The sequence below is a fragment of the Butyrivibrio sp. CB08 genome, assembly GCF_003625485.1.
Classification (GTDB): Bacteria; Bacillota; Clostridia; order Lachnospirales; family Lachnospiraceae; genus Butyrivibrio.
Genome location: NZ_RAIR01000002.1, coordinates 567834 through 591040, shown reverse-complemented (window position 1 = coordinate 591040; position 23207 = coordinate 567834). Strand labels below are relative to the sequence as shown.

At 45.1% G+C, this 23207-nt stretch carries 18 protein-coding genes; 14 read left to right on the top strand and 4 right to left on the bottom strand.

Going from position 1 to position 23207, the window contains the following annotated elements; translation table 11 throughout:
* Positions 1 to 15 precede the first annotated feature (15 nt).
* The 8 genes from secA to D6855_RS06130 all read left to right on the top strand — a co-directional run bounded on the left by secA (position 16) and on the right by D6855_RS06130 (position 10592).
* Complete coding sequence (gene secA / locus D6855_RS06165) at positions 16 to 2583, top strand: preprotein translocase subunit SecA (RefSeq protein ID WP_120739107.1); 2568 nt, start codon at positions 16 to 18, stop codon at positions 2581 to 2583.
* A gap of 3 nt (positions 2584 to 2586) precedes the next feature.
* Positions 2587 to 3729 carry a peptide chain release factor 2 gene (gene prfB / locus D6855_RS06160; RefSeq protein WP_120739105.1) on the top strand — a complete coding sequence of 381 codons (1143 nt, stop codon included), beginning with the start codon at positions 2587 to 2589 and terminating at the stop codon, positions 3727 to 3729.
* 21 nt (positions 3730 to 3750) lie between these two features.
* Positions 3751 to 4839 carry a GGDEF domain-containing protein gene (locus D6855_RS06155; protein ID WP_120739102.1) on the top strand — a complete coding sequence of 363 codons (1089 nt, stop codon included), beginning with the start codon at positions 3751 to 3753 and terminating at the stop codon, positions 4837 to 4839.
* A gap of 1 nt (position 4840) precedes the next feature.
* The gene (locus D6855_RS06150) at positions 4841 to 5914 is read left to right on the top strand and encodes a hypothetical protein (RefSeq protein ID WP_120739100.1); all 1074 of its coding nucleotides are present in this window, start codon (positions 4841 to 4843) and stop codon (positions 5912 to 5914) included.
* A 30-nt stretch (positions 5915 to 5944) separates the two neighbouring features.
* Positions 5945 to 6967 carry a glycosyltransferase gene (locus D6855_RS06145; protein ID WP_120739098.1) on the top strand — a complete coding sequence of 341 codons (1023 nt, stop codon included), beginning with the start codon at positions 5945 to 5947 and terminating at the stop codon, positions 6965 to 6967.
* A gap of 55 nt (positions 6968 to 7022) precedes the next feature.
* Entirely contained in the window at positions 7023 to 8384 is a 1362-nt protein-coding gene (gene trkA, locus D6855_RS06140; protein ID WP_120739096.1) for a Trk system potassium transporter TrkA, read from the top strand.
* Positions 8385 to 8387: 3 nt separating this feature from the next.
* Positions 8388 to 9833: a TrkH family potassium uptake protein gene (locus D6855_RS06135; RefSeq protein WP_120739094.1), complete on the top strand. Its 1446-nt coding sequence runs from the start codon at positions 8388 to 8390 to the stop codon at positions 9831 to 9833.
* Between the two features lie 183 nt (positions 9834 to 10016).
* Positions 10017 to 10592: a hypothetical protein gene (locus D6855_RS06130; protein WP_120739092.1), complete on the top strand. Its 576-nt coding sequence runs from the start codon at positions 10017 to 10019 to the stop codon at positions 10590 to 10592.
* Here the strand turns inward: D6855_RS06130 and D6855_RS06125 are convergent, their stop codons facing one another.
* Complete coding sequence (locus D6855_RS06125; protein WP_120739090.1) at positions 10593 to 11384, bottom strand: TraX family protein; 792 nt, start codon at positions 11382 to 11384, stop codon at positions 10593 to 10595.
* Between the two features lie 3 nt (positions 11385 to 11387).
* Positions 11388 to 12533 carry a DUF3048 domain-containing protein gene (locus D6855_RS06120; RefSeq protein ID WP_120739089.1) on the bottom strand — a complete coding sequence of 382 codons (1146 nt, stop codon included), beginning with the start codon at positions 12531 to 12533 and terminating at the stop codon, positions 11388 to 11390.
* 664 nt (positions 12534 to 13197) lie between these two features.
* Between D6855_RS06120 and D6855_RS06110 the strand changes: the two genes are divergently transcribed.
* A complete protein-coding gene (locus tag D6855_RS06110; RefSeq protein ID WP_120739086.1) occupies positions 13198 to 14799 on the top strand; it encodes an MBL fold metallo-hydrolase RNA specificity domain-containing protein in 1602 nt (533 codons plus the stop codon).
* An 18-nt stretch (positions 14800 to 14817) separates the two neighbouring features.
* Complete coding sequence (gene thyA / locus D6855_RS06105) at positions 14818 to 15669, top strand: thymidylate synthase (RefSeq protein ID WP_120739084.1); 852 nt, start codon at positions 14818 to 14820, stop codon at positions 15667 to 15669.
* Positions 15670 to 15901: 232 nt separating this feature from the next.
* Here thyA and D6855_RS06100 read toward each other — a convergent pair whose 3' ends face one another.
* A complete protein-coding gene (locus D6855_RS06100) occupies positions 15902 to 17644 on the bottom strand; it encodes a GGDEF domain-containing protein (RefSeq protein WP_120739082.1) in 1743 nt (580 codons plus the stop codon).
* A 118-nt stretch (positions 17645 to 17762) separates the two neighbouring features.
* Here D6855_RS06100 and D6855_RS06095 point away from each other — a divergent pair, with 118 nt between their 5' ends.
* Positions 17763 to 18254 carry a dihydrofolate reductase gene (locus D6855_RS06095; protein ID WP_120739080.1) on the top strand — a complete coding sequence of 164 codons (492 nt, stop codon included), beginning with the start codon at positions 17763 to 17765 and terminating at the stop codon, positions 18252 to 18254.
* Between the two features lie 41 nt (positions 18255 to 18295).
* Positions 18296 to 19201 (top strand): diacylglycerol/lipid kinase family protein, encoded by a 906-nt coding sequence (locus tag D6855_RS06090; RefSeq protein WP_120739078.1) that lies wholly within the window; start codon positions 18296 to 18298, stop codon positions 19199 to 19201.
* Positions 19202 to 19291: 90 nt separating this feature from the next.
* Here D6855_RS06090 and D6855_RS06085 read toward each other — a convergent pair whose 3' ends face one another.
* Positions 19292 to 20266 carry a bile acid:sodium symporter family protein gene (locus tag D6855_RS06085; protein WP_120739076.1) on the bottom strand — a complete coding sequence of 325 codons (975 nt, stop codon included), beginning with the start codon at positions 20264 to 20266 and terminating at the stop codon, positions 19292 to 19294.
* A gap of 196 nt (positions 20267 to 20462) precedes the next feature.
* Between D6855_RS06085 and D6855_RS06080 the strand changes: the two genes are divergently transcribed.
* Positions 20463 to 21548, top strand: a complete 1086-nt coding sequence (locus D6855_RS06080) for a GGDEF domain-containing protein (protein ID WP_120739074.1) — start codon at positions 20463 to 20465, stop codon at positions 21546 to 21548.
* A 90-nt stretch (positions 21549 to 21638) separates the two neighbouring features.
* On the top strand, positions 21639 to 23111 hold the full coding sequence (gene tig, locus D6855_RS06075; protein WP_120739072.1) for a trigger factor: 1473 nt from the start codon (positions 21639 to 21641) through the stop codon (positions 23109 to 23111).
* The last annotated feature ends 96 nt before the right edge of the window (positions 23112 to 23207 follow it).

The window sequence follows — 23207 nt, the reverse complement described above, 5'->3', positions numbered from 1 at the left end:
TATTTGGAGAATGATATGAGCGGTATTATTGATAAGATCATAGGTACACATTCAGAGAGGGAGCTTCGCCGTATCAGGGGCACAGTTGATGCCATTGAAGGCATGAGAGATCAGATGAAGGCTCTTTCCGATGAGGAACTCAGAGCCAAGACTGAGGAATTCAAAAAAAGGCTCTCTGAAGGTGAGACTTTAGACGACATATTGCCTGAGGCTTATGCTGTTGTTCGTGAGGCCAGCGTAAGAGTTCTTGGAATGGAGCATTTCAGGGTTCAGCTCATCGGTGGAATTATCCTCCATCAGGGCCGTATAGCTGAGATGAGAACTGGTGAAGGTAAGACCCTTGTGGCTACACTTCCTTCATACCTCAATGCCCTTGCAGGCAATGGTGTTCACGTTGTTACAGTCAACGACTACCTGGCTAAGCGTGACGCGGACCAGATGGGACAGATCCATGAGTTCCTTGGACTTAAGGTTGGCTGCGTACTTAACAGCATGAACTCAGATGAGAGAAGAGCAGCATATAACTGCGACATCACATATGTCACCAACAACGAGCTGGGATTTGACTACCTTCGTGACAACATGGCTATCTACAAAGAGCAGTGCGTACTTCGCGGCCTTAACTTCTGCATCATCGACGAGGTAGACTCAATCCTTATCGACGAAGCCCGCACACCTCTTATTATTTCCGGACAGTCAGACAAGTCTACCAAGCTCTATGAAGCCTGCGACATTCTTGCCAAGCAGATGACAAGAGGTGAGGACATGGAAGAGCTCTCCAAGATGGATGCCATCATGGGTGTAGAGCGTGAAGAGACTGGTGACTTCATCGTCAATGAGAAGGACAAGATCGTCAACCTTACAGAGCAGGGTGTTGCCAAGGTTGAGAGATTCTTCCGCATAGAGAACCTTGCTGATCCAGAGAACCTTGAGATTCAGCACAACATCATCCTTGCCCTTCGTGCTAACAACCTCATGCAGAAGGACCACGACTACATCGTCAAGGATGACGAAGTTCTTATCGTAGATGAGTTCACAGGCCGTGTTATGCCTGGACGTAGATATTCAGATGGTCTCCATCAGGCTATCGAGGCCAAGGAGCACGTTAAGGTTAAGAGAGAGTCCAAGACTCTTGCAACTATCACCTTCCAGAACTTCTTTAACAAGTTCGACAAGAAGTGTGGTATGACAGGTACTGCCCTCACTGAGGAGCAGGAGTTTCGTGAGATCTACGGAATGGACGTTATCACCATTCCTACCAATAAGCCTGTAATCCGTAAGGATCTTCAGGACGCAGTTTACAAGACAAGAAAAGAGAAGCTGAATGCCATCTGCGATGCTGTTGAGGCAGCACACGCCAAGGGCCAGCCAGTTCTTGTTGGTACCATCACAATCGAGGCATCTGAGGAACTTTCAAGGATGCTCAGAAAAAGAAATATCCAGCACCAGGTACTGAATGCCAAGTTCCATGAGATGGAAGCTGAGATCGTAGCAGAGGCAGGAAGACACGGCGCTGTAACCATCGCCACCAACATGGCCGGCCGTGGTACTGATATCAAGCTTGACGACGAGGCAAGAGAAGCAGGCGGTCTTAAGATCATCGGTACTGAGAGACATGAAAGTAGACGTATCGATAATCAGCTCCGTGGACGTTCAGGTCGTCAGGGAGATCCTGGTGAATCCAAGTTCTACTTATCACTTGAAGATAACCTCATGAGACTCTTTGGTTCAGAGAGGCTTATCTCCATGTTCAATGCCCTTCGTATTCCTGAGGGACAGGAAATTGAGCACTCATCTCTGTCAAGAGCTATCGAATCAGCTCAGAAGAAGATCGAGTCCAATAACTATGCGATCCGTAAGAATCTGCTTGAGTATGACCAGGTCAACAACGAGCAGAGAGAGATCATCTATGCAGAGCGTAAGAGAGTTCTTAACGGAGAATCCATGCGCGATTCTATCTACAAGATGATCACAGATATTGTTGAGTCTTCAGTAGACACAGTAATTGGTGAAGAGAACGATGCTGATAACTGGGATCTTACAGAGCTCAACGAGATCCTCCTTCCTACAGTACCTCTTAAGAAGATCAACAGAGGCAGGATCGAGAATCTCACCAAGTCAGGTATCAAGCAGCAGCTCAAGGAAGAAGCAGTCAAGCTTTATGAGGCAAAAGAGGCTGAGTTCCCAGAGCCAGAGACAATCCGTGAGATCGAGCGTGTCATCCTTCTTAAGGTCATCGACAGAAAGTGGATGGATCACATCGATGATATGGATCAGCTGCGTCAGGGTATCGGACTTCAGGCTTATGGCCAGAGAGACCCTAAGCTTGAGTACAAGCTTGAAGGCTACGAGATGTTCGACGACATGACAAGGAACATCGAGGAAGATACAGTAAGACTTCTCTTCCGTGTACACATCGAAGAGAGAGTAGAGCGTGAGCAGGTTGCCAAGGTTACTGGCACCAACAAGGATGATTCACTGGCGAAGGCTCCAATCAAGAGAGTAGAAGCCAAGGTTTATCCAAATGATCCATGCCCATGCGGAAGCGGTAAGAAATACAAGAATTGTCACGGAAAGGTATAAGAAATGGTAGTTTTAGATCAGATGAAGGTTGAGATCCAGGGCCTTAAGGGAACCCTTGATGAGGTTACAGCATCTCTCGACCTTGATTCTAAGAAAAAGATAATTGAAGAGCTCTCCAGAGAGATGGAGGAGCCAGGTTTTTGGGATAACGCTGAGAAGGCCAACAAAAAGACCAAGGACCTTAAGAACATGCAGGACCTTGTTGCCAACATTGAGAATCTTGGCAATCAGTACAACGACATCATTGATCTCATCGATATGCAGAATGCAGAGGGTGTAGATGATGACGATATGGCAGCTGAGATCAGATCTGAGCTGGATGAGTTCGAGAACACACTTGAGAATATCCGTATCAGCAATCTTCTTAACGGACCATACGACAAGAACGACGTAATCCTTCGTCTCAACGCTGGTGCAGGCGGAACAGAGGCCTGTGACTGGGCCAGCATGCTTTATCGTATGTACACAAGATGGGCAGAGCGCAAGGGCTTTACAATTGAGACTCTGGACCTTCTTGACGGCGACGAAGCTGGTATTAAGTCAGTGGCATTCCAGATTTCAGGAACCAATGCTTACGGTCTTTTAAAGTCAGAGCACGGTGTTCACAGACTTGTCCGCATCAGTCCATTCAATGCTCAGGCCAAGAGACAGACATCCTTCGTGTCCTGCGACGTAATGCCAGACATTGAGGAGGACCTTGATATCGAGATCAATCCTGATGACCTCAGGATCGACACATACAGATCATCTGGAGCAGGTGGTCAGCACATCAACAAGACATCATCTGCTGTCAGAATCACACACATTCCTACAGGTGTAGTTGTTGCCTGTCAGAATGAGCGTTCTCAGTTCCAGAACAAGGACAAGGCTATGCAGATGCTCAAGGCTAAGCTCTTTATCATGAAGCAGGAAGAGCAGGCTGCAATGCTTTCAGGTATCAGAGGTGAAGTTAAGGACAACGCTTGGGGAAGTCAGATCCGTTCCTACGTACTTCAGCCATACACAATGGTTAACGATACAAGAACAGGTTTCAAGGCATCTAACGCAGATGGCGTTCTTGATGGTGATCTTGATCCATTCATCAATGCATACCTTAAGTGGCTTGCAACAGGTGGTAAGCCGGTTGGAGACACATCTGAAGAGTAATAGCAGTCTTGGGGGACTGACATGAGATTAGTAGAAGGTATAAAAGACCTTGTGGCTCTATACCACGATTACAAGACTATGAATAAGGATGAGAAGGCCGACTTCTATCAGGCTAAGTGTGACTACTATCAGAAGTATGTTGAACTTAGTCTGATCGCCGGATGCTTTTCATCCGTTGCTTATATTTTTTCTGATTATCTTTTAAATGGTACATTTCTTCCAACCCTGGTCTCCAGGTGCTCGATCATAGTATTTATGATTATCTTTTTTGCCATAACGCATTTCTCAAAAAAGAGATCAGTGTTGGTATTTATGGACTATTTTCTTGGACACGCCATGGTAATTGCTACCATCTGGTCCATCTATCATCTGGAAGACAAGGTCCACGCCAGTGAGGGATTTATCATCATGAACCTCATCTGGATAACTGTTGGATTCGTTGCCAAGCCCAGAGAGGTGGTCATCTCCACTGTTGTATTTCTTTTAGAGATCATTCTCACATATCCTATCAATCACTATCCAAACCTGGATATCATATTGGCACTGGAGATTCCCTGTGGACTTGCTGTAATATTGTCCCACTGTCTTCTGATGCTGTACTTCCTGGACCACTACAGGATTCAGCAAAAGCTTGAACTGGCCATGATCACAGATCCGCTCACCCAGGTTTACAACAGGCACCTTCTTGAGAGAATAGTCTACAAGAACGCCTTAAGGGATGTACCAGAGGGACAGCATGCGTCAATTGCGATGCTGGATATTGATTTCTTCAAGAAGATCAACGACGAACACGGACATTATACTGGAGACTTAACGCTCCTTTACATTGGGCAGAAGCTTTCCGGACAGACCCATGATGACGACTATGTAATCCGCTACGGCGGCGAGGAATTTGTCATCATCTTCAAGAACTGCGACGTCAACCACGCTTGTGCCCGCATGGAGCAGTTCAGACAGGAGATTGAAAACGCCAAGGACACTCCTGTACCATTTACTGTTTCAATTGGTGTATCCCATTATAACGGCGATTACTCCAAGACCATCCAGAACGTGGATGCTGCTCTATACAAGGCCAAGAATACAGGCCGTAACAAGGTTGTAGTGATATAAGATGCTTAGAAAAAGAATCATCGCAGCTTCGCTGTGTGCGCTCCTTTCTGTGACCTTTGCTGGCTGCAGCCTGCCAGGTCGAAATGATACTCAGGACCAGGAGCCTGCCGCTGCAGCTGCCTTTGACGGAACAGAATATATTAAGATCTCAGAAGTTACAGAGGACGGAGAAGATATAGATGTGGCGGGAGAGAAAAAAGAACTCCTCATGAGTCTTGATCTTTCCCTAAGTGTGCCGACATATATCACGAAGGTCGGTGATTACTGGTTCATCGTGGACTGCTATCACAACAAGGTAATCTATTCTGAGAGCCTTGATACTCCCATCCAGGCATGGTACGTCATGTGTGATGAGGTTATTCAGCCTCACACTCTGGCCAGCGATGGTAAGGTGTATTTAGTTGATGATACTGAGAACAACAGGGTTCTTGTTTACGAGAAGTATTGTGACAAGTTTGTTAATTCACAGATATTTGAGGACATTGGAAACCGCCCACACTTTTCGGTTTATGACGAGAATAGCAGGACATTTTACGTCTGGAGTTCGGAGTCTGGGGAGATGTACCTGTTTAAGCACACTGATGACTCTACCCGCATGTACCTCACAGATATCAGGAAGGTCAATGAGATTTCAAATACCTACGTAAGATCTTTTACTATAATAGATGATGAGATCTATTTTGTATCAGGCCTTTCAAGTGACGGCTCAGCCCCAAGAGTACTGGTATGTGATCTTAACAGCTTTAAGGTGAAAAAGAGCTATCCCGTGCCCGACGAGATTGCAGGAATGGTGCAGATGACCAGGATCGAGGATATGTTCTACATCACCATTTCAACGGACATAACTGGCAATCAGGACTATGCCACACTTATAAGGACCAGGAGCCTTGAGGACCTCTCAGAAGGGGAATACGAGGATATTTATTCAGAATACTTTATCGGCGGTGGAACACCCTACAATATCTCTCAGGTAGGGGATACGTATTTCCTTACGGAGCATCGCCTTATTGATCATCAAATATGGAGCTTTAATGTACAAGACGGCAGTATAATAAACGTGAAGACAATCTTTTAAAGTTTGTCCACGTCGCAGCAGGAGGTAATCATGGTTACTATCAGTCTTTGCATGATCGTTAAAAATGAAGAGGAGAGCCTTGGAAGGTGCCTTGACAGTTTAAAGGGCATTGTTGATGAGATGATCATCGTCGACACTGGCTCCACAGACAGAACAAAAGAGATCGCAGCTTCTTATGGTGCCAAAGTCCTTGATTTTAAATGGACCGGGGATTTTTCTGAGGCCAGGAATTTCTCTTTTTCCCACGCAAGCTGTGACTACATCTATTCAGCCGATGCAGACGAGGAGCTGGATGAGGAGAACAGAAAGCGCTTCATGGACCTTAAAAAGGACCTTGAGGAGTTCAAGATAGACATGGTTCAGATGTACTACTGCAACCAGCTGGAGTACAGAACAGTCTACAACTTCGACAGAGAGCTCCGTCCAAAGCTCTTTAAGAGAGTTCGCGGATTTGTCTGGGAGGACCCGATCCATGAGCAGGTGGTTCTTGAGCCGGTCATTGTAAATTCTGATATTGAGATCATTCACAGGCCAAAAGAGAGCCACGCAGGCCGCGACCTTGAATCCTTCAGGAAGGCTATCGCTGATGGCAGACACTTATCAAAAAGACTCCATGGCATGTATGCAAGAGAGCTGTTTATGGCTGGCAGCGATGAGGATTTCCTCAAGGCAAAAGAGTTCTTTACTGCCTCCAGTGTAGATACATTAAGGGATCTTGATGAGATAAAAGAGGCCAGCTGCGTTCTGGCTCACATCGCAGTTTTGGAGAACGATCCACACAGCCTTTTAAAGTACTCCTTAAAGGATGCCATCACTGAAATGTCCAGTGAGATGTGCTACGAGCTGGGTGATTACTACTATGGCAAGGGAGACATAGACGAGGCTATTGTTTGGTACTATAATGCTGCTTATGAATGCAGCAGCATTCTTGATGTAAAAAAGAGCGGAACCTTCCCAAGGCTTGCTCTTGCCAAGTGCTATAGGAAGCTTGGCAACGAGGAACAGGCCCTTGACTACGAGAGAGAAGCTTCCGAACTTGATGAAGAAAAATAAGTAAGAAAGATTTTGACCTGATGATCAGAATGGTCTCCGGTCATGGAGGAATTATATGCGTATCATCGTTGTAGGCTGCGGAAATGTAGGACTTACCCTTGCAGAGCAGCTTAGCAAAGAGGGACACAACATTACTGTCATTGAGGAAAAGAGTAGTGTTGTCCAGTCAGCAGTTAACAATCTGGATGTTATGGGAATCGTGGGAAATGGCGCCAGCTATTCCATCATGATGGATGCCGGTATCGACAAGGCAGACCTTATGATCGCGGTTACTGATTCAGATGAGCTTAACCTCCTTTGCTGCCTTATAGCTAAAAAGGCCGGTAACTGCCACACCATCGCAAGAGTAAGAAATCCGGTTTACAAAAAGGAGATCAACTTCATTAAAGAAGAACTTGGTCTTTCAATGGTAATAAATCCTGAGGAGGCAGCAGCTTCTGAGGCGGGCAGACTCTTAAAACTCCCATCAGCAACCAAGGTTGAGACCTTTGCCCGTGGCAGAGCTGAGATGGTAAGACTTGTGATCGATGAGAACTCAAGGCTTTGCGACCTTGCCCTCAAGGATATCCCATCAGACCTTAAGAAGATGGTCATCATCGCTGTTGTAGTAAGAGGCAATGATGTTTATATCCCGGATGGTAGCTTTATCCTTCGCGCAGGTGACGAGATAACCATATTTGGATCCAGCAGAAATACTGTTAATTTCTTCAAAAAACTTGGACTTCCTTCCGCCAAGGTTCATTCAACCATCATCATTGGCGGCGGCGAGACAGGATATTACCTGGCAATGCAGCTCATTGCCCTTGGCATCAAGGTTACTATCTTCGACAAGGATCCTGCAAGATGCAAGGAACTTACTGAGCTCCTTCCACAGGCCCTTATCATCAACGGAGATGGAACTGACAAGGATATGCTCCTTGAAGAGGGTATTATGAGCACAGAGTCCTTTGTGGCACTGACAAACCTTGATGAGGAGAACATCATGCTCTCCATGTATGTAAAGAGCATCAACCAGAAAGCCAAGCTCATTACCAAGGTCCACAGAGTAAATTACGGCGAGATCATCGGATCTCTCAATATAGGCAGTATCATTTATCCCAAGAACATCACTGCAGACAGGATCGTTCAGTTTGTCCGCGGTATGTCAGCTTCCAAGGACAGTAACATCGAGACCCTTTATAAGCTCAATGACGACAGGGTTGAGGCCATGGAGTTTATTGTCAGGAACGCAAGCGCAGTAGTAGGCAAGCCCCTTTCACAACTCAAGCTCAAGAAAGGCATTCTTATTGCCTGCATCAATCACTATGGAGAAATTATCTCCCCAACTGGTGACAGTGTTATCAGGGACAGGGATTCGGTCATTGTAGTAACAACCAGGACCGGACTTAAGGATATAAATGACATTTTGGAGAATTAAAGAATGAACTATTCGATGGTAAGATATGTGCTGTTCAGGCTTCTTGGAGTCATGGGCGCTCTTATGGCGCTTCCACTTATGGTAGCCATAATCTACAGAGAGTATGACAGCGCACTTTCTTTTCTTATTATCATGTTTTTCCTTCTTGGGACAGGCATTATAGGTACCATTAAGAAGCCTGCGAACACAGTAATGTTCGCCAAGGAAGGCTTTGCTATAACAGCAGTAGCCTGGATAATCATGAGTATGGTGGGAGCTATTCCCTTCGTAGTTACAGGAACAATCCCCAATTACATAGACGCGTGCTTTGAGACGGTGTCTGGTTTTACCACCACCGGAGGCAGCATCCTCACTGCAGTTGAGGGCATGGAAAAGAGTGTGCAGTTCTGGCGTACATTCACCCACTGGATCGGGGGTATGGGAGTTTTGGTATTCCTTATCGCCGTAGTTCCAATGGCAGACGGCTACAGCATGCACCTTATGAGAGCAGAGTCCCCTGGACCGGTTGTAGGTAAGATCGTACCCAAGGTAAAAGACACTGCCAAGATCCTCTACGCTATCTATATTGCTATCACTGTTGTGGAGATCATCTGCTTAAAGCTCACTGGTATCACGCTATACGAGGCAGTTACTCTTACTTTCTCAACAGTAGGTACCGGAGGATTTGCTGTAACAAACAGCGGAATCGGCGGATATTCAACTCTTACCCAGAGCGTATTTATAGTGTTCATGGCCCTTTGCGGAGTGAACTTTACTGTTTACTATTTCCTTATTCAGAGAAAGCCAAAAGAGGCTTTTGCCATCGATGAGGTCAAATACTACTTTGGTACACTTTTGATAGCAGCAACCCTTATAGGTATCAATGTATATAGATCAGGGGCTGTAGAAGGCCTTGGAATGTCATTCCATCATGCACTGTTTGCTGTTACTTCTATCATGACAACAACAGGATTCGGAACCCTGGACTTTGACAAGTGGCCTGAGTTTTCCAGAGTCCTTCTTATGGGCCTTGCGCTTATCGGAGCCTGCGCAGGATCAACAGGCGGTGGATTTAAGTTTTCAAGAGCCCTTATCGTTATCAGAAACGCAAGGAATGAACTGAACTTCCTGGTTCATCCCAAGGCTGTTAAAAGAGTTTATATGGATGGTCATGTGGTAGAGGGCACAACAGTTAAGTCTGTATCAGCGTACCTTTGCCTCTATGTGATAACACTCCTTGCTTCGGTTTTGGTAGTATCTCTTGATAATTTTGATTTTCAGACCACTGTCACAGCGGTCATAGCAACCATGAACAATATCGGACCTGGACTTGGCATGGTTGGACCTATGGGTAACTATTCAGAGTTCTCCTATCTGTCCAAGATAGTCCTGATGTTTGATATGCTGGCAGGAAGGCTTGAGCTGTTGCCAATCTTCATTGTCATCAAACCGAAAACATGGAAACGTTAAAAAATATAAAATTTTTATAAACTAATTATAAAAATTTACCTTGAAATTTGTGTCCAAATTGTGATATGATTTAAATTGGTTCAAGCGAAATCGTTTTCGTTGATTTTCGTCTGACCACGCTTATAAGAGAGAAAATAGAAAGAAAAGCAAAGAAATAAGAGTAAAGAAGGCGGTTTTTTTATCATGAGTAAGACAGGGAAGAAAGTACTTGTTTTCCTTGCTTGTTTCGTGATTGCATGTGCTGTTTTAGTGGGAGTTACTTCAAGCGGACTCTCTGGCAATATCAGACATGGGCAGCTGTATACAGGAACTACTGATGAGTTTGAGGGCCTTGTCCACAGCGGGGAGGATGTTGAAGATTCTGCAGTGAAGGGATCAAAGCGCTTATCCCAGAACATTACAGTTACCAATGAAAATGGAACACTTGCATTAGGCGGAACAGTTACCAAGAGCCAGGATCCTTTTTATCCTGGAACATATGAGCTTAGTTTCTCCAAGAAGGCTATTTTGTCATCAAGGGCTTTAGTAGAGGTCAAGATGAATGTTAAGGCCGGAGACAAGGTATATGTACTTGTAGGAGATAAGGATACAGGCTACAGTGAGTTTACCACTGTAACAGCCGAGGAAGACAACGTCGTATCATTTGAGACCAATATCATACAGGACTACACATTGTCGCTTACAGATGTTAAGGGAGCACAGGAGGCTATGGCCTGCGTGCTTTCATCAGAGGATGTAGATTGTGGCTGCGATGAATGATCAGCCATAGATCAGGCATCTGAGCAGAATGATAAATGCGATATGAACGGGGTAGAAAGCGTAGAACAGGTATTTCAACCTGCCAAGGCTTCTGCCTCGTTTTTGATTGTAGAAATACAAAATTCCAAAGGATGGAAGGGCAAGATATTCAGTGCCCAGAGATATGATGGATAGATATGCCCCAATGAGATTGGCGGGGCTAAAGTTCCTTAAGATGTAGAATACGAAGATAAGGAAAACGCCGTATCCGTGGTAATCAGTTTTCATTATCTCAGCCACATAGATTCCTGCACCTGCAACAACTATTGCAAGAGCATAGGATATAAGGATGTTTCCACTGTGCTTTTTAACAAGGTCCATGACCTTCTCGACGCCCCAGATAACCAGAAGTCCGATGAGAAGTGTGAAGTAGACGTTACACTTTTTTGACAGAAGATCCCTGTTCTGTTCTATTACGGAAAAGATATTTATGTTGAACACATCCTCCTTGGCATAGAAGCATACGTCGAAGAAGGGTTCTGAAATAAAGCCAAAAATTAACAGGCTAAGAGCGTATCTTAGCCTGCTTTTTGTATGGACAAATCCCTCAACCAGAAGGAAGCAGAAAATAGGAAAAGAGTTTCTGCCAATTCCCCTGAGGATCTTGTATATGATGTTTAATGTATCAAAAGGAATGGAATCTGGGTATAAGCCAGCATTTACAACCGGAAGCATAATGCCTGCTGTAGCGTGGTCAATAAACATTGTGATGCATGCAATTAGCTTAAGGGTGTTTCCATTTATCTTTTTCATAGTTTACTCAAAAATGACTTTGTCCCAAGTGTCTTCAGGAATGAGACCGATGTAGGTCTTACCTGTGTTGATCTCCATCTCTTCGCCGTTCTCGTCGTAGAATCTTGTGACATCAGTCTCGCTGGACTTAAACCATGTGATGTCCTTGGCTACGCCGTTGGTGATGTACCATGCATTGCCTGAGCCGATGCAGTTGTAGATGAGATATCCCTCATCATCAAGCTGGTTAAATGAGCAGCTCTGAAGGAATACATTCTTGAATGCCAGTGGAGCATCGTCCTCAGCATCCTCATGTCTGTCACCGTACTCGTAGTACTCGTAAACATTGTCCTCATCGTTGTAGATGAGCTGTGAACCATTGTGGGTAAATGGAAGTGAGATCTTGAATGCCTGATAGGATCTAGAATACTTCTCGTCAAGCTGGATCTCTTTTCCACCGTACTCAGTGAAGTTGAAGTGGCTGCCCTCGTTGGCAAACTCATTGTAAGTAGCAGAAATACCATACTTATCAAGGTTTGACTCAAGGTCGCCGTTTAAGATGTACTCAGTGAACTCTCTCTTCTTGCCGTTATCTACACGTGAGAATACGCCAGATAAGTGATCCTTTGCCCAGTCCTTGGCAAAGTAAGCATCGTTGTGATATGGGCCACCATCGTGACAAAGAATTGCGTTCCACTCTGATGCAAGAAGGATGTTGGTAGGTCTTGTACTTCTGATACTACCAAGCTGCTCGATTGCACCCCAGTCCTTAACAACGCACATAAGTCTTGTGATGCGGTCGTTCTTGGTGCTGTTCATAAGCTCGTAAACAACGTCTGCCTCTGATGTTCCAAAGTGTGGAAGGGCGATAGACTCGTTGTCTACCATAGCTGCGATAGGTCTCTGATCCTTGATATCTTCGCTGATAGGCTCACCAGTTGTCTCTGAGAAATACATTCCCTCTGGAAGAACATAAGGCTCTTCGGCTGCTGGCTCCTCAGCTACAGGCTCCTCTACAGAAACCTCCTGTGTAGCTTCCTCAAAAATAGACTCTGATGTCTCTGTAGCTGCTGGCTCTTCTGGTGTTGCGCCGCAGGCTGTTACTGTCATAGTAAGCATGGCAGTTGCAAGAAATACTGACACTGCCTTTTTACCATCTATTCTGTACATTTTCATAATCTCCCTTTTAATAAGAATAATCCCTTATATTCTATCACCCCTTTTCAGATTTTTCTATGCCTCATTTACATTTATATCAGCCCCTCGCAGTCTTCACCCACTGCCACAGCCCCACGCTGCACTGCCCCGCGCCCTGGTCCGCCAGCCCCCGCCCCAAGGAAATTTACTTTTGAGTCTTGCGAGAGAGCTGTCCAGTTCATGAGCTGCGACATCTTGCCCTGATGTTCTTCTCCAGGTCAAATGTCTGAGTCTCCTTGTGGGGCAACACCGTATCTTCCCGCTTTCTCACTACCTGCAAACGAAACTTTTCCATGATGCTCAGGTCGATTTTCCTTGATTGCGCATGCTCATGTTATTCGCACGCGCTTAAAAAATCGACCTATGAGCATCAGGAAAATGACGTTTGCAGCTAATGATTCGAAAACAGGAAGATACGGTGTTGCCCCGGAAGGAGGCGAGTTTTTTGACCGCAGAACATCAGGGCAAAGGGTCGCAGCCATGAACTTCAGCGACGGAGCGACGAAAAAGAGATTTCCTTGGGGCGGGGGCTGGCGGACCAGGGCGCGGGGCAGCGCAGCGTGGGGCTGTGGCAGTGGGTGAAGACTGCGAGGGGTAACCATGATATAATAGAGGAAAGCTAAAGGGGGTATCTCCTATGAGACTGATGTTTATTGGTGCAGACCATGAAGTGACAGGAAGCTGCCATTTTATTGAGGCTGCAGGCAAGAATATCCTGGTTGACTATGGAATGGAGCAGGGCAAGGATTATTATGAGAATGTGCCCCTTCCGGTTTCGGCGCCAGAGATCGACTATGTTTTCTTAACCCACGCCCATGTGGATCACTCGGGAAATCTCCCGCTTCTTTACTCCAAGGGATTCCGTGGCAAGATCTTTTCCACAGAAGCAACAGCAGATCTTTGTAATATCATGCTCAGAGACTGCGCCCACATTCAGCTGCAGGAGGCAGAGTGGAGGAGCAGAAAGGGCAAAAGAAATAAGGAGATCGCTCAGGTGGAGCCCGCTTATTCCATGCAGGATGCGGAGAACACCATCAAGAGCTTTGTGCCCTGTCCTTACGGAAAAGAGATTGAGGTTGCCGAGGGTATATCCATCAGGTTTACGGATATAGGACACCTTCTGGGATCTTCAAGTATAGAAGTGTGGCTTACGGAAAAGAACGTCACCAAGAAGCTGGTATTTTCCGGTGATATTGGCAATAAGGACCAGCCACTTATCCGCGACCCTCAAAAGACCGAGGAAGCGGACATTGTTATCATGGAGTCCACCTACGGTGACAGGCTCCACTCTGAGGAGAAGCCTGATTACGTAAAGGAGCTGGCTCAGATCTTAAATGAGACCTTTTCAAAGGGAGGAAACGTTGTCATTCCTTCATTTGCAGTTGGCAGAACACAGGAGATACTGTTCTTTATCAGGAAGATCAAGAAAGAGGGGCTTGTCAGCTCTTTTCCCAACTTCCCTGTATTCGTGGATTCGCCGCTGGCTGTTGATGCGACGGAAATATTCCAGAAGAACCAGTACGACTGCTACGACGAAGAGGCGCTGGAACTTATCAGAAAGCGCATCAATCCTATAACTTTCCCGGGACTTAATCTGTCCATCACCACAGAGGAGTCAAGGGCCATCAACGAAGATCCTGAGCCCAAGGTCATCATCTCAGCTTCCGGTATGTGCGAAGCGGGCAGGATCAGGCACCACCTGAAGCACAACCTGTGGCGCCCCGAGTGCACCATTTTGTTTGTTGGTTATCAGTCAATTGGAACCACCGGAAGAGCCATAATTGACGGCGCTGAACAGGTGAAGCTCTTTGGAGAGACCATCGACATCAAGGCCAGCATCAAAAAGCTTGAGGGTCTTTCAGGACACGCGGATAAGAACGGAATTATCGAGTGGATACAGGGCTTTAAAGTGGCACCAAAGAGGGTATTTGTGGTCCATGGAGAAGATAGTGTCTGCAGTTCTTTTGCCCAGTGTCTTCACGATGAATATGGATTTAACACATATGCGCCCTACAGCGGCACAGAATACGATATAATATCAGGGAACTTCATCAAAGAGGGAGTTCCGATCCCGATCAAGAAGAAGGAGAGCAGCCTTGTCTCCGACGTTTACGCGCGGCTTAAGGCAGCTGGTGCCCGCCTCATGGGCATCATAGCAAGATCGGAAGGTCTGTCCAACAAGGACAAGGCCAAGTTTGCAGATCAGATCAATTCACTTTGCGATAAGTGGAGCAAATAAATTTGGGAGGAAAAGAGTATGAGCAGAGCGGATGAGATTTTCATCGATATGTGCAGGGATATCCTGGACAACGGAACATCCACAGAGGGAGAAAAGGTAAGACCACACTGGCCAGATGGAACAAGTGCATACACCATCAAGAAGTTTGGCGTGGTAAACAGATATGATCTTTCCAAGGAGTTTCCTATCATGACCCTTAGAAAGACAGCTCTTAAGAGCGCTACAGACGAGGTACTCTGGATATATCAGCAAAAGAGCAACAATATCAATGACCTCAACAGCCACATCTGGGATGAGTGGGCTGATGAGACAGGCTCAATTGGTAAGGCTTACGGATATCAGATAGGGCAAAAGAGTATCTACAAAGAGGGAGAGTTCGACCAGATGGATCGTGTTATCTACGACCTCAAGAACAATCCTTTTTCAAGACGTATCATGACCAACACCTATGTGTTCTCAGATCTTCACGAGATGCATCTCTACCCATGCGCCTACAGCGTAACTTACAATGTTACCCAAAAGCCTGGGGAGGACAGACTCACACTTAATGCGATCCTCAATCAGAGATCCCAGGACGTTCTTGCAGCCAACAACTGGAACGTTGTTCAGTACGCAGTTCTCCTTCACATGGTGGCTCAGGTTTGTGACATGAACGTTGGAGAGCTGGTGCACGTTATTGCGGATGCTCACATCTATGACAGACACGTGCCTCTTATCAAAGAACTCATTGAGAGGAAGCCACTTCCTGCTCCTAAGTTCCACTTAAATCCTGATGTTAAGGATTTCTATCAGTTCACCAGAAACGACGTATCCCTTGAAGGCTACGAAGTAGCTGGTGAGCAGCTTAAGGATATACCTATTGCAATCTGAGCGATATAAAGATGAAAGGTCCCACAAACCCATGCTTGCATGGTGGTTTGTGGGACCTTGAAGATTGAACGGACATGAGGAAGAAGCGCGAAAGCGCGGATTCCGAATGGACGTAGGATTGCGAGAGCGAAGCGTAGCAATCCGTATATCGCTCATCACTTCCGTGCGCGAAAGGAAGAAGCTCGGATTCCGTACGCGAAAGCGCGGATTCCGAGCGTGAAAACGCACAATCCTACGCTGGGGTGCATTTGCAGCAGGCCAGAACATCACCAAATGCTTTGTAATATTTGTGATGCGTCTCATTCCACTTGACATTCTTACCGATACTCGATACCAGAAGTATGCATTCATTCTGATCCACATCCTTAAAGCAGATGAACATAAAGGAGCACACTCCTGCTTCTCTTAGATGAGCTTTAAATGCATCAGCCTGAGGGGGGAGATTATCAATCCTGTTAACTGCAATAAAATCTCTTCCTGCCATAAATTTGTCTTTTGCTTCAGAGTTAAAGAAGGCCTTTAGCATATCTGGAGATGATGCTGCCGCTTTATCGTCTGTTCCGGTTGAATACCGAAGGTCATAGGGTTTTCCAACAAAAAGAGCAAGATGCTGTATGCCAAAATTTAACGCAAAGTCATTCATAAGATTCTCAACGCTTGCTCCAGGTCCGTGCAGAATGGTATCAAACATGTTAATGAGCATATCTCCATAGGATGCTTCACCTCGATCGTTGAACTTATGGGCAGTCATGTTCTTTTCTTTGATTTCTTCCAGGGAGCCATGCTTTTGGGGGGTATAGATAATAAACCTGTTTCGCCCCTTCTCTTTGGCGATATACAGACTATGATCTGCCAGCATGAAAATATCATCATAATTATCAGCGTCCTTAGAAAAGGTTGCTGTTCCAATGGACAGGGTGATGCGAGAATTGCTATCCATTCCCAGGTCTGCAAAACTCTCGCCTACACCTAAATGAATTGCTTTTAGGAGGATTCTTAGAGATTCCTCGCTTTCGATGTTGTAAAAAACTACAACAAATTCATCTCCGCCAAAGCGGCCGACGATTCCACTGTTTCCGACCTCTCTTGAAATAATGTCCGCTACTCTCTTTATTACAGTATCGCCAAACTGATGGCCATAAGTATCGTTGATGTTCTTGAAGTAATCTATGTCGATAATTGCCAGAGTTGTTCCTTCAAGGCGTCTTTCATCTATTCTTTCCTGGGCGATCCTTGTGATATCTGCTTTATCCACAAGCCCAGTCAGAGAGTCATGCTTGATACTGGAAACTGTGACCTTTCCACTGCTATTACCTATATGAATATGGCCGACCACGCTCTCTATCCCTTTGGAAAAGATGTAAGCACCTCTCATAAATGATGCTGTATTCTCTATATCATCATTGAGAACGTTGGCTTCAATTCTTTCTGAAAACCGGCCTGTCTTAGATTTTATCTGGTTTATAAAGGATCTTACTCCTTTTTTGCATTTGTCAGGGATGTTGGCACATAACAGCACTTCAAACTCATCTATTGAAAACAGACCTGAGTCAAAATTGGCTATATCAGTATTAAAGACGTTTACGATGCCGGTCTCAGGATCGTATTCAAAATAGACATCTTCATAAAGATCCAGCTGGGCCCTGAAAGATGCGGCGTTTCTTATAAGCTCGTTATGGGCATCCAAAAGTTCATCAAGGCTTACTATAATAAGCTTTATTATTCCATCTTCATGTTTAGATGCTCTTATATAGAAAAGAGGTGTTTTTTCGCCGCAGATGATTCTTGCAGGAAACCATTGATCATCTGCAATGTTTATCTTTTCTATAAAATTTTCTTTATACTTGTCGGTTATACAATCTTCAAAAGCACCATCAAGGCCGGATGGTATTACCTCATAGGCTCTCTTATCAGCCTCTATCATCATATGGTTTTCTGAAGATATGTATATATATATAAAACTGTAATCTTTCATAACGATTCTCCGTTTATTTCAACCTATGGATTAATTATATTGAAAAAACAGTCGTGTTGCTAGGTGCGTTATAAAAATGTTATTATTACAAAAATATTAGTTTTTTGGAGGGAAAATCATGCAGGCAATTGTAGCAGTAGACAGCAACTGGGCTATTGGAAATAAGGGACAGCTCCTGGTGAGTATTCCCGCAGATCAGAAGGACAACTTCAGAAAAAGAACTCTTGGAAAAACCATAATTTATGGCCGCAAGACCCTTGAGACTTTCCCTCAGAAGATAGTTCTTCCTCAGAGACGAAACATCATTCTTTCAACCAAGCCAGACTACGAGGTGAGAAACGCAGAGGTCGCTCACAGCAAGGAAGAAGCTCTTGAGCTTGTTAAGGACATGGATCCTGATGACGTATTCATCATTGGCGGAGCCACAGTATACAAGGAGTTTCTTGATGTGTGTGACAGATGCATCGTCACTTTCATCGACAAGGAATATGAGGCTGATGCCTATTTCCCAAATCTTGACAAGGATCCTGAGTGGGAGATGGTCTCAGAGAGCGAAGAGCAGGTTTATTTTGACTTAACTTATACATTCAGAATCTACGAAAGAAGGTAAGCTGGAATCCCGGGCGGCTTAGCCCTTCCAGTCAGTCATCTATGGACAAGAAGAAACGAGCTTTAGTCTTGATAAACAAAACAGCCGGTACAGGTAAGGCAGGAGCAGACTCTTTTACCATAATCACAAGACTTGCAGAGAGCGGCTATGAACCTGTGGTGTATCCCATCATTCCTGGAACGGACCTGTCCTCGGACGTACTTATTGCGCAGTACGAGGGCAAGATCGATCTGATCCTGTGTAGCGGCGGAGATGGAACATTAAACCATGTGGTCAGCGCCATGATGGAGATGGAAAAGAAACCTCTCCTTGCTTACATTCCAGCAGGAAGTACCAACGATTTTGCAAGAGGCCTTGGTATTCCATCAGTCAGGGCAAAGGCAGTTGATGTTGCTCTTGGTGGTAAGCCTTATGCCTACGACGTTGGCATGATGAATGACAGATACTTTAACTACGTGGCGGCTTTTGGAGCTTTTTCCAAGGTCAGCTATGCTACCGACCAGGAACTTAAGAATGTTCTTGGCTACGCAGCCTATGTCATAAGTGCAATGGCTGAGCTTCCCCAGTCCATTGGATACAGCAGCCACATGAAGGTTGAGGCAGACGGCATTACTGAGGAGGGAGATTACCTCTTTGGAGCAGTCAGCAACTCAGCCTCGGTGGGAGGAATGAACCTCTTTGGCGAGACTGTTATCCACCAGGACGATGGACAGATGGAGCTTCTGCTTATAAGGGCACCCAAGAATCTCGCAGAGTTTAATGCGATCCTTTCGGCTCTTGCCACCAAGGAGGCAGGCAACCCTTACATCACCTTCAGGCAGGTTAAGTACGCGAACTTTGTGGCAGATAAGAAGGTTGAGTGGACTCTGGATGGAGAGTACGGCGGAGCCTACAAAAAGACTGAGATCAAGGTGATGAACAAGGCCATCACCATTATGACAAAGTAAATAATTCAGACATCAAAAGACCGTTCCCTGAATATCAGGGGACGGCCTTTTTTAAGGAAAAAATATGAAAAAGATGGGTTTATCTGTTAATTACACTACCTCTTTTGCTTCAGCAGTATCTTCTGTTGTCTCGTTCTCATCGCCTATTCTTCTGTAGATACCAGCAAGGATAGCTCCGGAGATGTTGTGCCATACAGAGAAGATAGCGCCAGGAACTGTTGCCATTGCAAGGTCAGGGAAAGCTGATCCTGCAAGTGATGTTGCAAGGCCTGAGTTCTGCATACCGATCTCGATGGACATCGCCTTCTTCTTTGGAATGGGCATCTTGAAAAGAAGTGCAACAAGATAACCAACTGCGTATCCAAGAAGGTTGTGAAGGATAACTACTACGAATACGATGGCGCCTGTCTCAAGGATGCGCTCAGCGTTGTGTGATACAACTGCAGCAACGATCATTGTGATGGCGATAACTGATATCATTGGCAGGACATCGCCAGCCTTCTGGGTGATCTTGCCAAAGAAGTGGTTGATGATAAATCCAAGAGCGATAGGTACGATAACCACTTTGATGATAGAGAAGAACATGCTCATAACATCTACGTTAACTGATGTACGAAGCAGAAGATAGGTGATGGCTGGTGTGAGGAATGGTGCTAGCAGAGTGTTTACACTGGTCATTCCAACTGAAAGAGCTACATCACCCTTACTAAGGTATGTCATAACGTTACTGGAGGTTCCGCCAGGGCAGGTACCTACCAGGATAACTCCTGCAAGAAGTCCTGCTTCAAGACCGAAGACCTTGCCAAGAGCAAATGCCAGAAGTGGCATGATGGTGAACTGGGCTACACATCCGATGAGGACATCCTTAGGTCTTGTGAAGACCACCGCGAAATCCCTGGGCTTTAATGTAAGTCCCATTCCGAACATTACTACCATCAAGAGGTAATTGACCCATGAAGTCTGAATCCACAGGCAGGTCTTTGGCACGAAAAGGGCCAGAGCGGCAATTACAAGAACGATGATAGCCATGTACTTTCCAAGTAATTCACTAACTTTCTTAAGCATCTCTAAATTCCCTCCTAAACAATAACTTTTTTCAAGTACCCATTGTACTCCACCGCTTTAAAAAATTAAAGCGGTAAAATGTAAATTTTTTTTGAATAACATCAACAAAAAAGTGGTGTTTGTAGACAGAAGTTTCGGAAAATATTACAATATGGGTTGACCCAATTAACAAGGATGTTTAAAAAGGTGTAGCTACATGGCAAATAACGGATTATTAGAAAGATTATTTGATAGAGAAAAGAATCAGTACGATCATGAGGATCTTGATGGATACAGAGTTCAGCTTCGTCTGTTCCTGTGTATTCATCTGAGTCTTGAAGTGTTTTATATATTGTGCAAATGCACACCAATGTTGATCGTGAATATCGTGAGCATATTTGTATATATCGCTCAGCTGAAATATGCCCAGAGAAATGATGCTGAACCGGCACTTATTGTCTGGATATCTGATTTTGAAGTATATATTCACGCAGTTTTGGCGACCATTTTTATGGGATTTGGAAGTGGCTTTTATTATTGGATCTTCGGCCTTTCGCTTTCTATCATCATGCCCTATCAGACTCCCATGCGTAATAAGGTGCAGAAGATAGTGGCCAGAACATACCTTGTGGTTTTTGCGATTACTGTTGCAGTTTTTCCGATATTAAATTATTTTGAGGTTTTGCCTGTAAGGTATAACCCTCCCAAATGGGTACAGATGACTACAAGCAGCGTGAATGCTATAGTTACATGTGCCACCATTTTTCTGTACACAACACTTACTTTGTTTGGTACTGCACGAAAAGAGCAGTTGCTCAACAAGGCTGCTGATACCGATTACCTGACGGGGCTTTACAACAGGCAGCACATGCAGCAGGTTCTTGCCAAGAAGGCTGAAGAGGGTAGCCTTATGGCTGTGTCTATCATGGACGTTGATCATTTCAAAAACATCAATGATACCTATGGCCACATGTCTGGAGACTACGTGTTAAAAGGAATAGCCAAACTCCTTCTGTCTGCGGCAGACGAAAATACAGTTGTTGGCAGATGGGGAGGCGAGGAGTTTTTGTTTATCTTCTCTGATGGTTACAGCTACGATCAGTTCTGCCATAAGCTTGAGAATCTTCGCAAGGATATAGAAGAGCATAAGTTTGAATTTTCCGGAATTCCTATCAGTGTCACAGCTTCCTTTGGCGCTTCATATATTAGTGAAGGCATGACAAAAGAGGAGCTTGTTAAGCTTGCTGACGCGAGATTATACAGAGCCAAGGAAAGTGGCAGGAACAGATTAGAATTTTCATAAAGTTATAGATATTAATAGAACCCTGTGTTATAATGTCATGGCGACTGTGCCCAGGGGGCATATTTTTTTAATGCATAAAGGAGAAACAAAATGAGCGTTACAGTAGAAAAGCTTGAGAACAACATGGCGAAGCTTAAGATCAGTGTTCCTGCTGAGCAGTTCGAGAAAGCTATCGAGAAGGCATATCAGAAGAACAAGAACAAGATCCAGATTCCTGGATTCCGTAAGGGCAAGGCTCCTCGTAAGATGATAGAGCAGATGTATGGCAAGGGAGTATTCTTTGAGGATGCTGCCAACGAGCTTATCGATGAGGAATATCCTAAGGCTGTTGAAGAGTGCGGCGAGGACGTTGTTTCATCACCTAAGATCGAAGTTGAAGAGATCGAGGCTGGTAAGGATTTCGTATTCACAGCAGAAGTAGCACTTAAGCCAGAAGTTAAGCTTGGTAAATATAAGGGAATCGAGGTTCCTAAGATGGACCTTGATGTTACAGACGAAGAAGTTGACGCAGAGATTGACAAGCAGAGAGGCATGAACGCTAGATCAATCGATGTTACAGACAGAGCAGTTAAGGACGGCGACACAGTATCTCTTGATTTCGAGGGATTTGTTGATGGCGTTGCATTCCAGGGCGGTAAGGGCAATGATTATCCTCTTACAATCGGTTCTGGTGCATTCATTCCTGGATTCGAGGAGCAGCTTGTAGGCTACGAGATCGGTCAGGAAGGTGAAGTTAAGGTTAAGTTCCCTGAGGATTATCAGGCTGAGGAGCTTGCAGGTAAGGATGCAATCTTTAAGTGCAAGGTTAACTCTATCAGAGCAAAAGAGCTTCCAGAGCTCAACGACGATTTCGCAGGCGATGCAGGTTTTGATACAGTAGCTGAGTACAAGGAAGACGTTAAGAAGAAGCTTGCTGAGAAGAAGGAAGCTGATGAGAAGGCTAAGAGAGAGGATGCAGTTGTTAAGGCTGTTATCGATGACTCTGAGATGGATCTTCCTGAGGCTATGGTTGAGACTCAGCAGAGACAGATGGTTAATGACTTTGCACAGAGACTTCAGATGCAGGGCATGAACTTTGATCAGTACATGCAGTACACAGGAAGCTCTATCGATCAGATGCTTGCACAGGTTAAGCCACAGGCTATCGAGAGAATCAAGTCAAGACTTGTTCTTGAGGCAGTTGCAGCTAAGGAAAAGATCGAGGCTACTGAAGAGGATGTTGCAGCAGAGCTTGAGAGAATGGCTGGCCAGTACAGAATGGAGCTTGATAAGCTTAAAGAGCTCATGTCTGGTGCAGAGCTTAAGCAGCTCAAGAGCGACCTCGCTGTTCAGAAGGCAGCAGATTTCCTTGTAGAGAACGTTAAGGAAGGCGCTAAGAAGGCAGCAGCCAAGAAGACAACTACTAAGAAGGCAGCAGCTGAGAAGGCTGAAGGCGAAGAGAAGCCTAAGAAGACAGCAGCTAAGAAGACAACAACAACCAAGAAGGCAGCAGCTGACAAGACAGAGGGCGAAGAGAAGCCTAAGAAGACAACAAGAAAGAAGAAGACAGAGGAAGAGGCATAATTGCCGTATCCGGAATCTCTTTTTCCTTATAAATGTGTTTATAAGAGCCTATGATATGTTCATAGGCTCTTTTTTTGCGCAAAACTCTTTGAAAAA

What these genes read in the sequence shown, in the direction of transcription:
- thyA (WP_120739084.1), top strand. Translation starts at nt 14,818, where the DNA reads ATGAGCAGAGCGGATGAGATTTTCATCGATATGTGCAGGGATATCCTG.
- secA (WP_120739107.1), top strand. Translation starts at nt 16, where the DNA reads ATGAGCGGTATTATTGATAAGATCATAGGTACACATTCAGAGAGGGAG.
- D6855_RS06110 (WP_120739086.1), top strand. Translation starts at nt 13,198, where the DNA reads ATGAGACTGATGTTTATTGGTGCAGACCATGAAGTGACAGGAAGCTGC.
- prfB (WP_120739105.1), top strand. Translation starts at nt 2,587, where the DNA reads ATGGTAGTTTTAGATCAGATGAAGGTTGAGATCCAGGGCCTTAAGGGA.
- D6855_RS06100 (WP_120739082.1), bottom strand. Translation starts at nt 17,644, where the DNA reads ATGAAAGATTACAGTTTTATATATATATACATATCTTCAGAAAACCAT.
- tig (WP_120739072.1), top strand. Translation starts at nt 21,639, where the DNA reads ATGAGCGTTACAGTAGAAAAGCTTGAGAACAACATGGCGAAGCTTAAG.
- D6855_RS06080 (WP_120739074.1), top strand. Translation starts at nt 20,463, where the DNA reads ATGGCAAATAACGGATTATTAGAAAGATTATTTGATAGAGAAAAGAAT.
- D6855_RS06150 (WP_120739100.1), top strand. Translation starts at nt 4,841, where the DNA reads ATGCTTAGAAAAAGAATCATCGCAGCTTCGCTGTGTGCGCTCCTTTCT.
- D6855_RS06145 (WP_120739098.1), top strand. Translation starts at nt 5,945, where the DNA reads ATGGTTACTATCAGTCTTTGCATGATCGTTAAAAATGAAGAGGAGAGC.
- D6855_RS06085 (WP_120739076.1), bottom strand. Translation starts at nt 20,266, where the DNA reads ATGCTTAAGAAAGTTAGTGAATTACTTGGAAAGTACATGGCTATCATC.
- D6855_RS06125 (WP_120739090.1), bottom strand. Translation starts at nt 11,384, where the DNA reads ATGAAAAAGATAAATGGAAACACCCTTAAGCTAATTGCATGCATCACA.
- D6855_RS06135 (WP_120739094.1), top strand. Translation starts at nt 8,388, where the DNA reads ATGAACTATTCGATGGTAAGATATGTGCTGTTCAGGCTTCTTGGAGTC.
- D6855_RS06155 (WP_120739102.1), top strand. Translation starts at nt 3,751, where the DNA reads ATGAGATTAGTAGAAGGTATAAAAGACCTTGTGGCTCTATACCACGAT.
- D6855_RS06120 (WP_120739089.1), bottom strand. Translation starts at nt 12,533, where the DNA reads ATGTACAGAATAGATGGTAAAAAGGCAGTGTCAGTATTTCTTGCAACT.
- D6855_RS06090 (WP_120739078.1), top strand. Translation starts at nt 18,296, where the DNA reads ATGGACAAGAAGAAACGAGCTTTAGTCTTGATAAACAAAACAGCCGGT.
- D6855_RS06095 (WP_120739080.1), top strand. Translation starts at nt 17,763, where the DNA reads ATGCAGGCAATTGTAGCAGTAGACAGCAACTGGGCTATTGGAAATAAG.
- D6855_RS06130 (WP_120739092.1), top strand. Translation starts at nt 10,017, where the DNA reads ATGAGTAAGACAGGGAAGAAAGTACTTGTTTTCCTTGCTTGTTTCGTG.
- trkA (WP_120739096.1), top strand. Translation starts at nt 7,023, where the DNA reads ATGCGTATCATCGTTGTAGGCTGCGGAAATGTAGGACTTACCCTTGCA.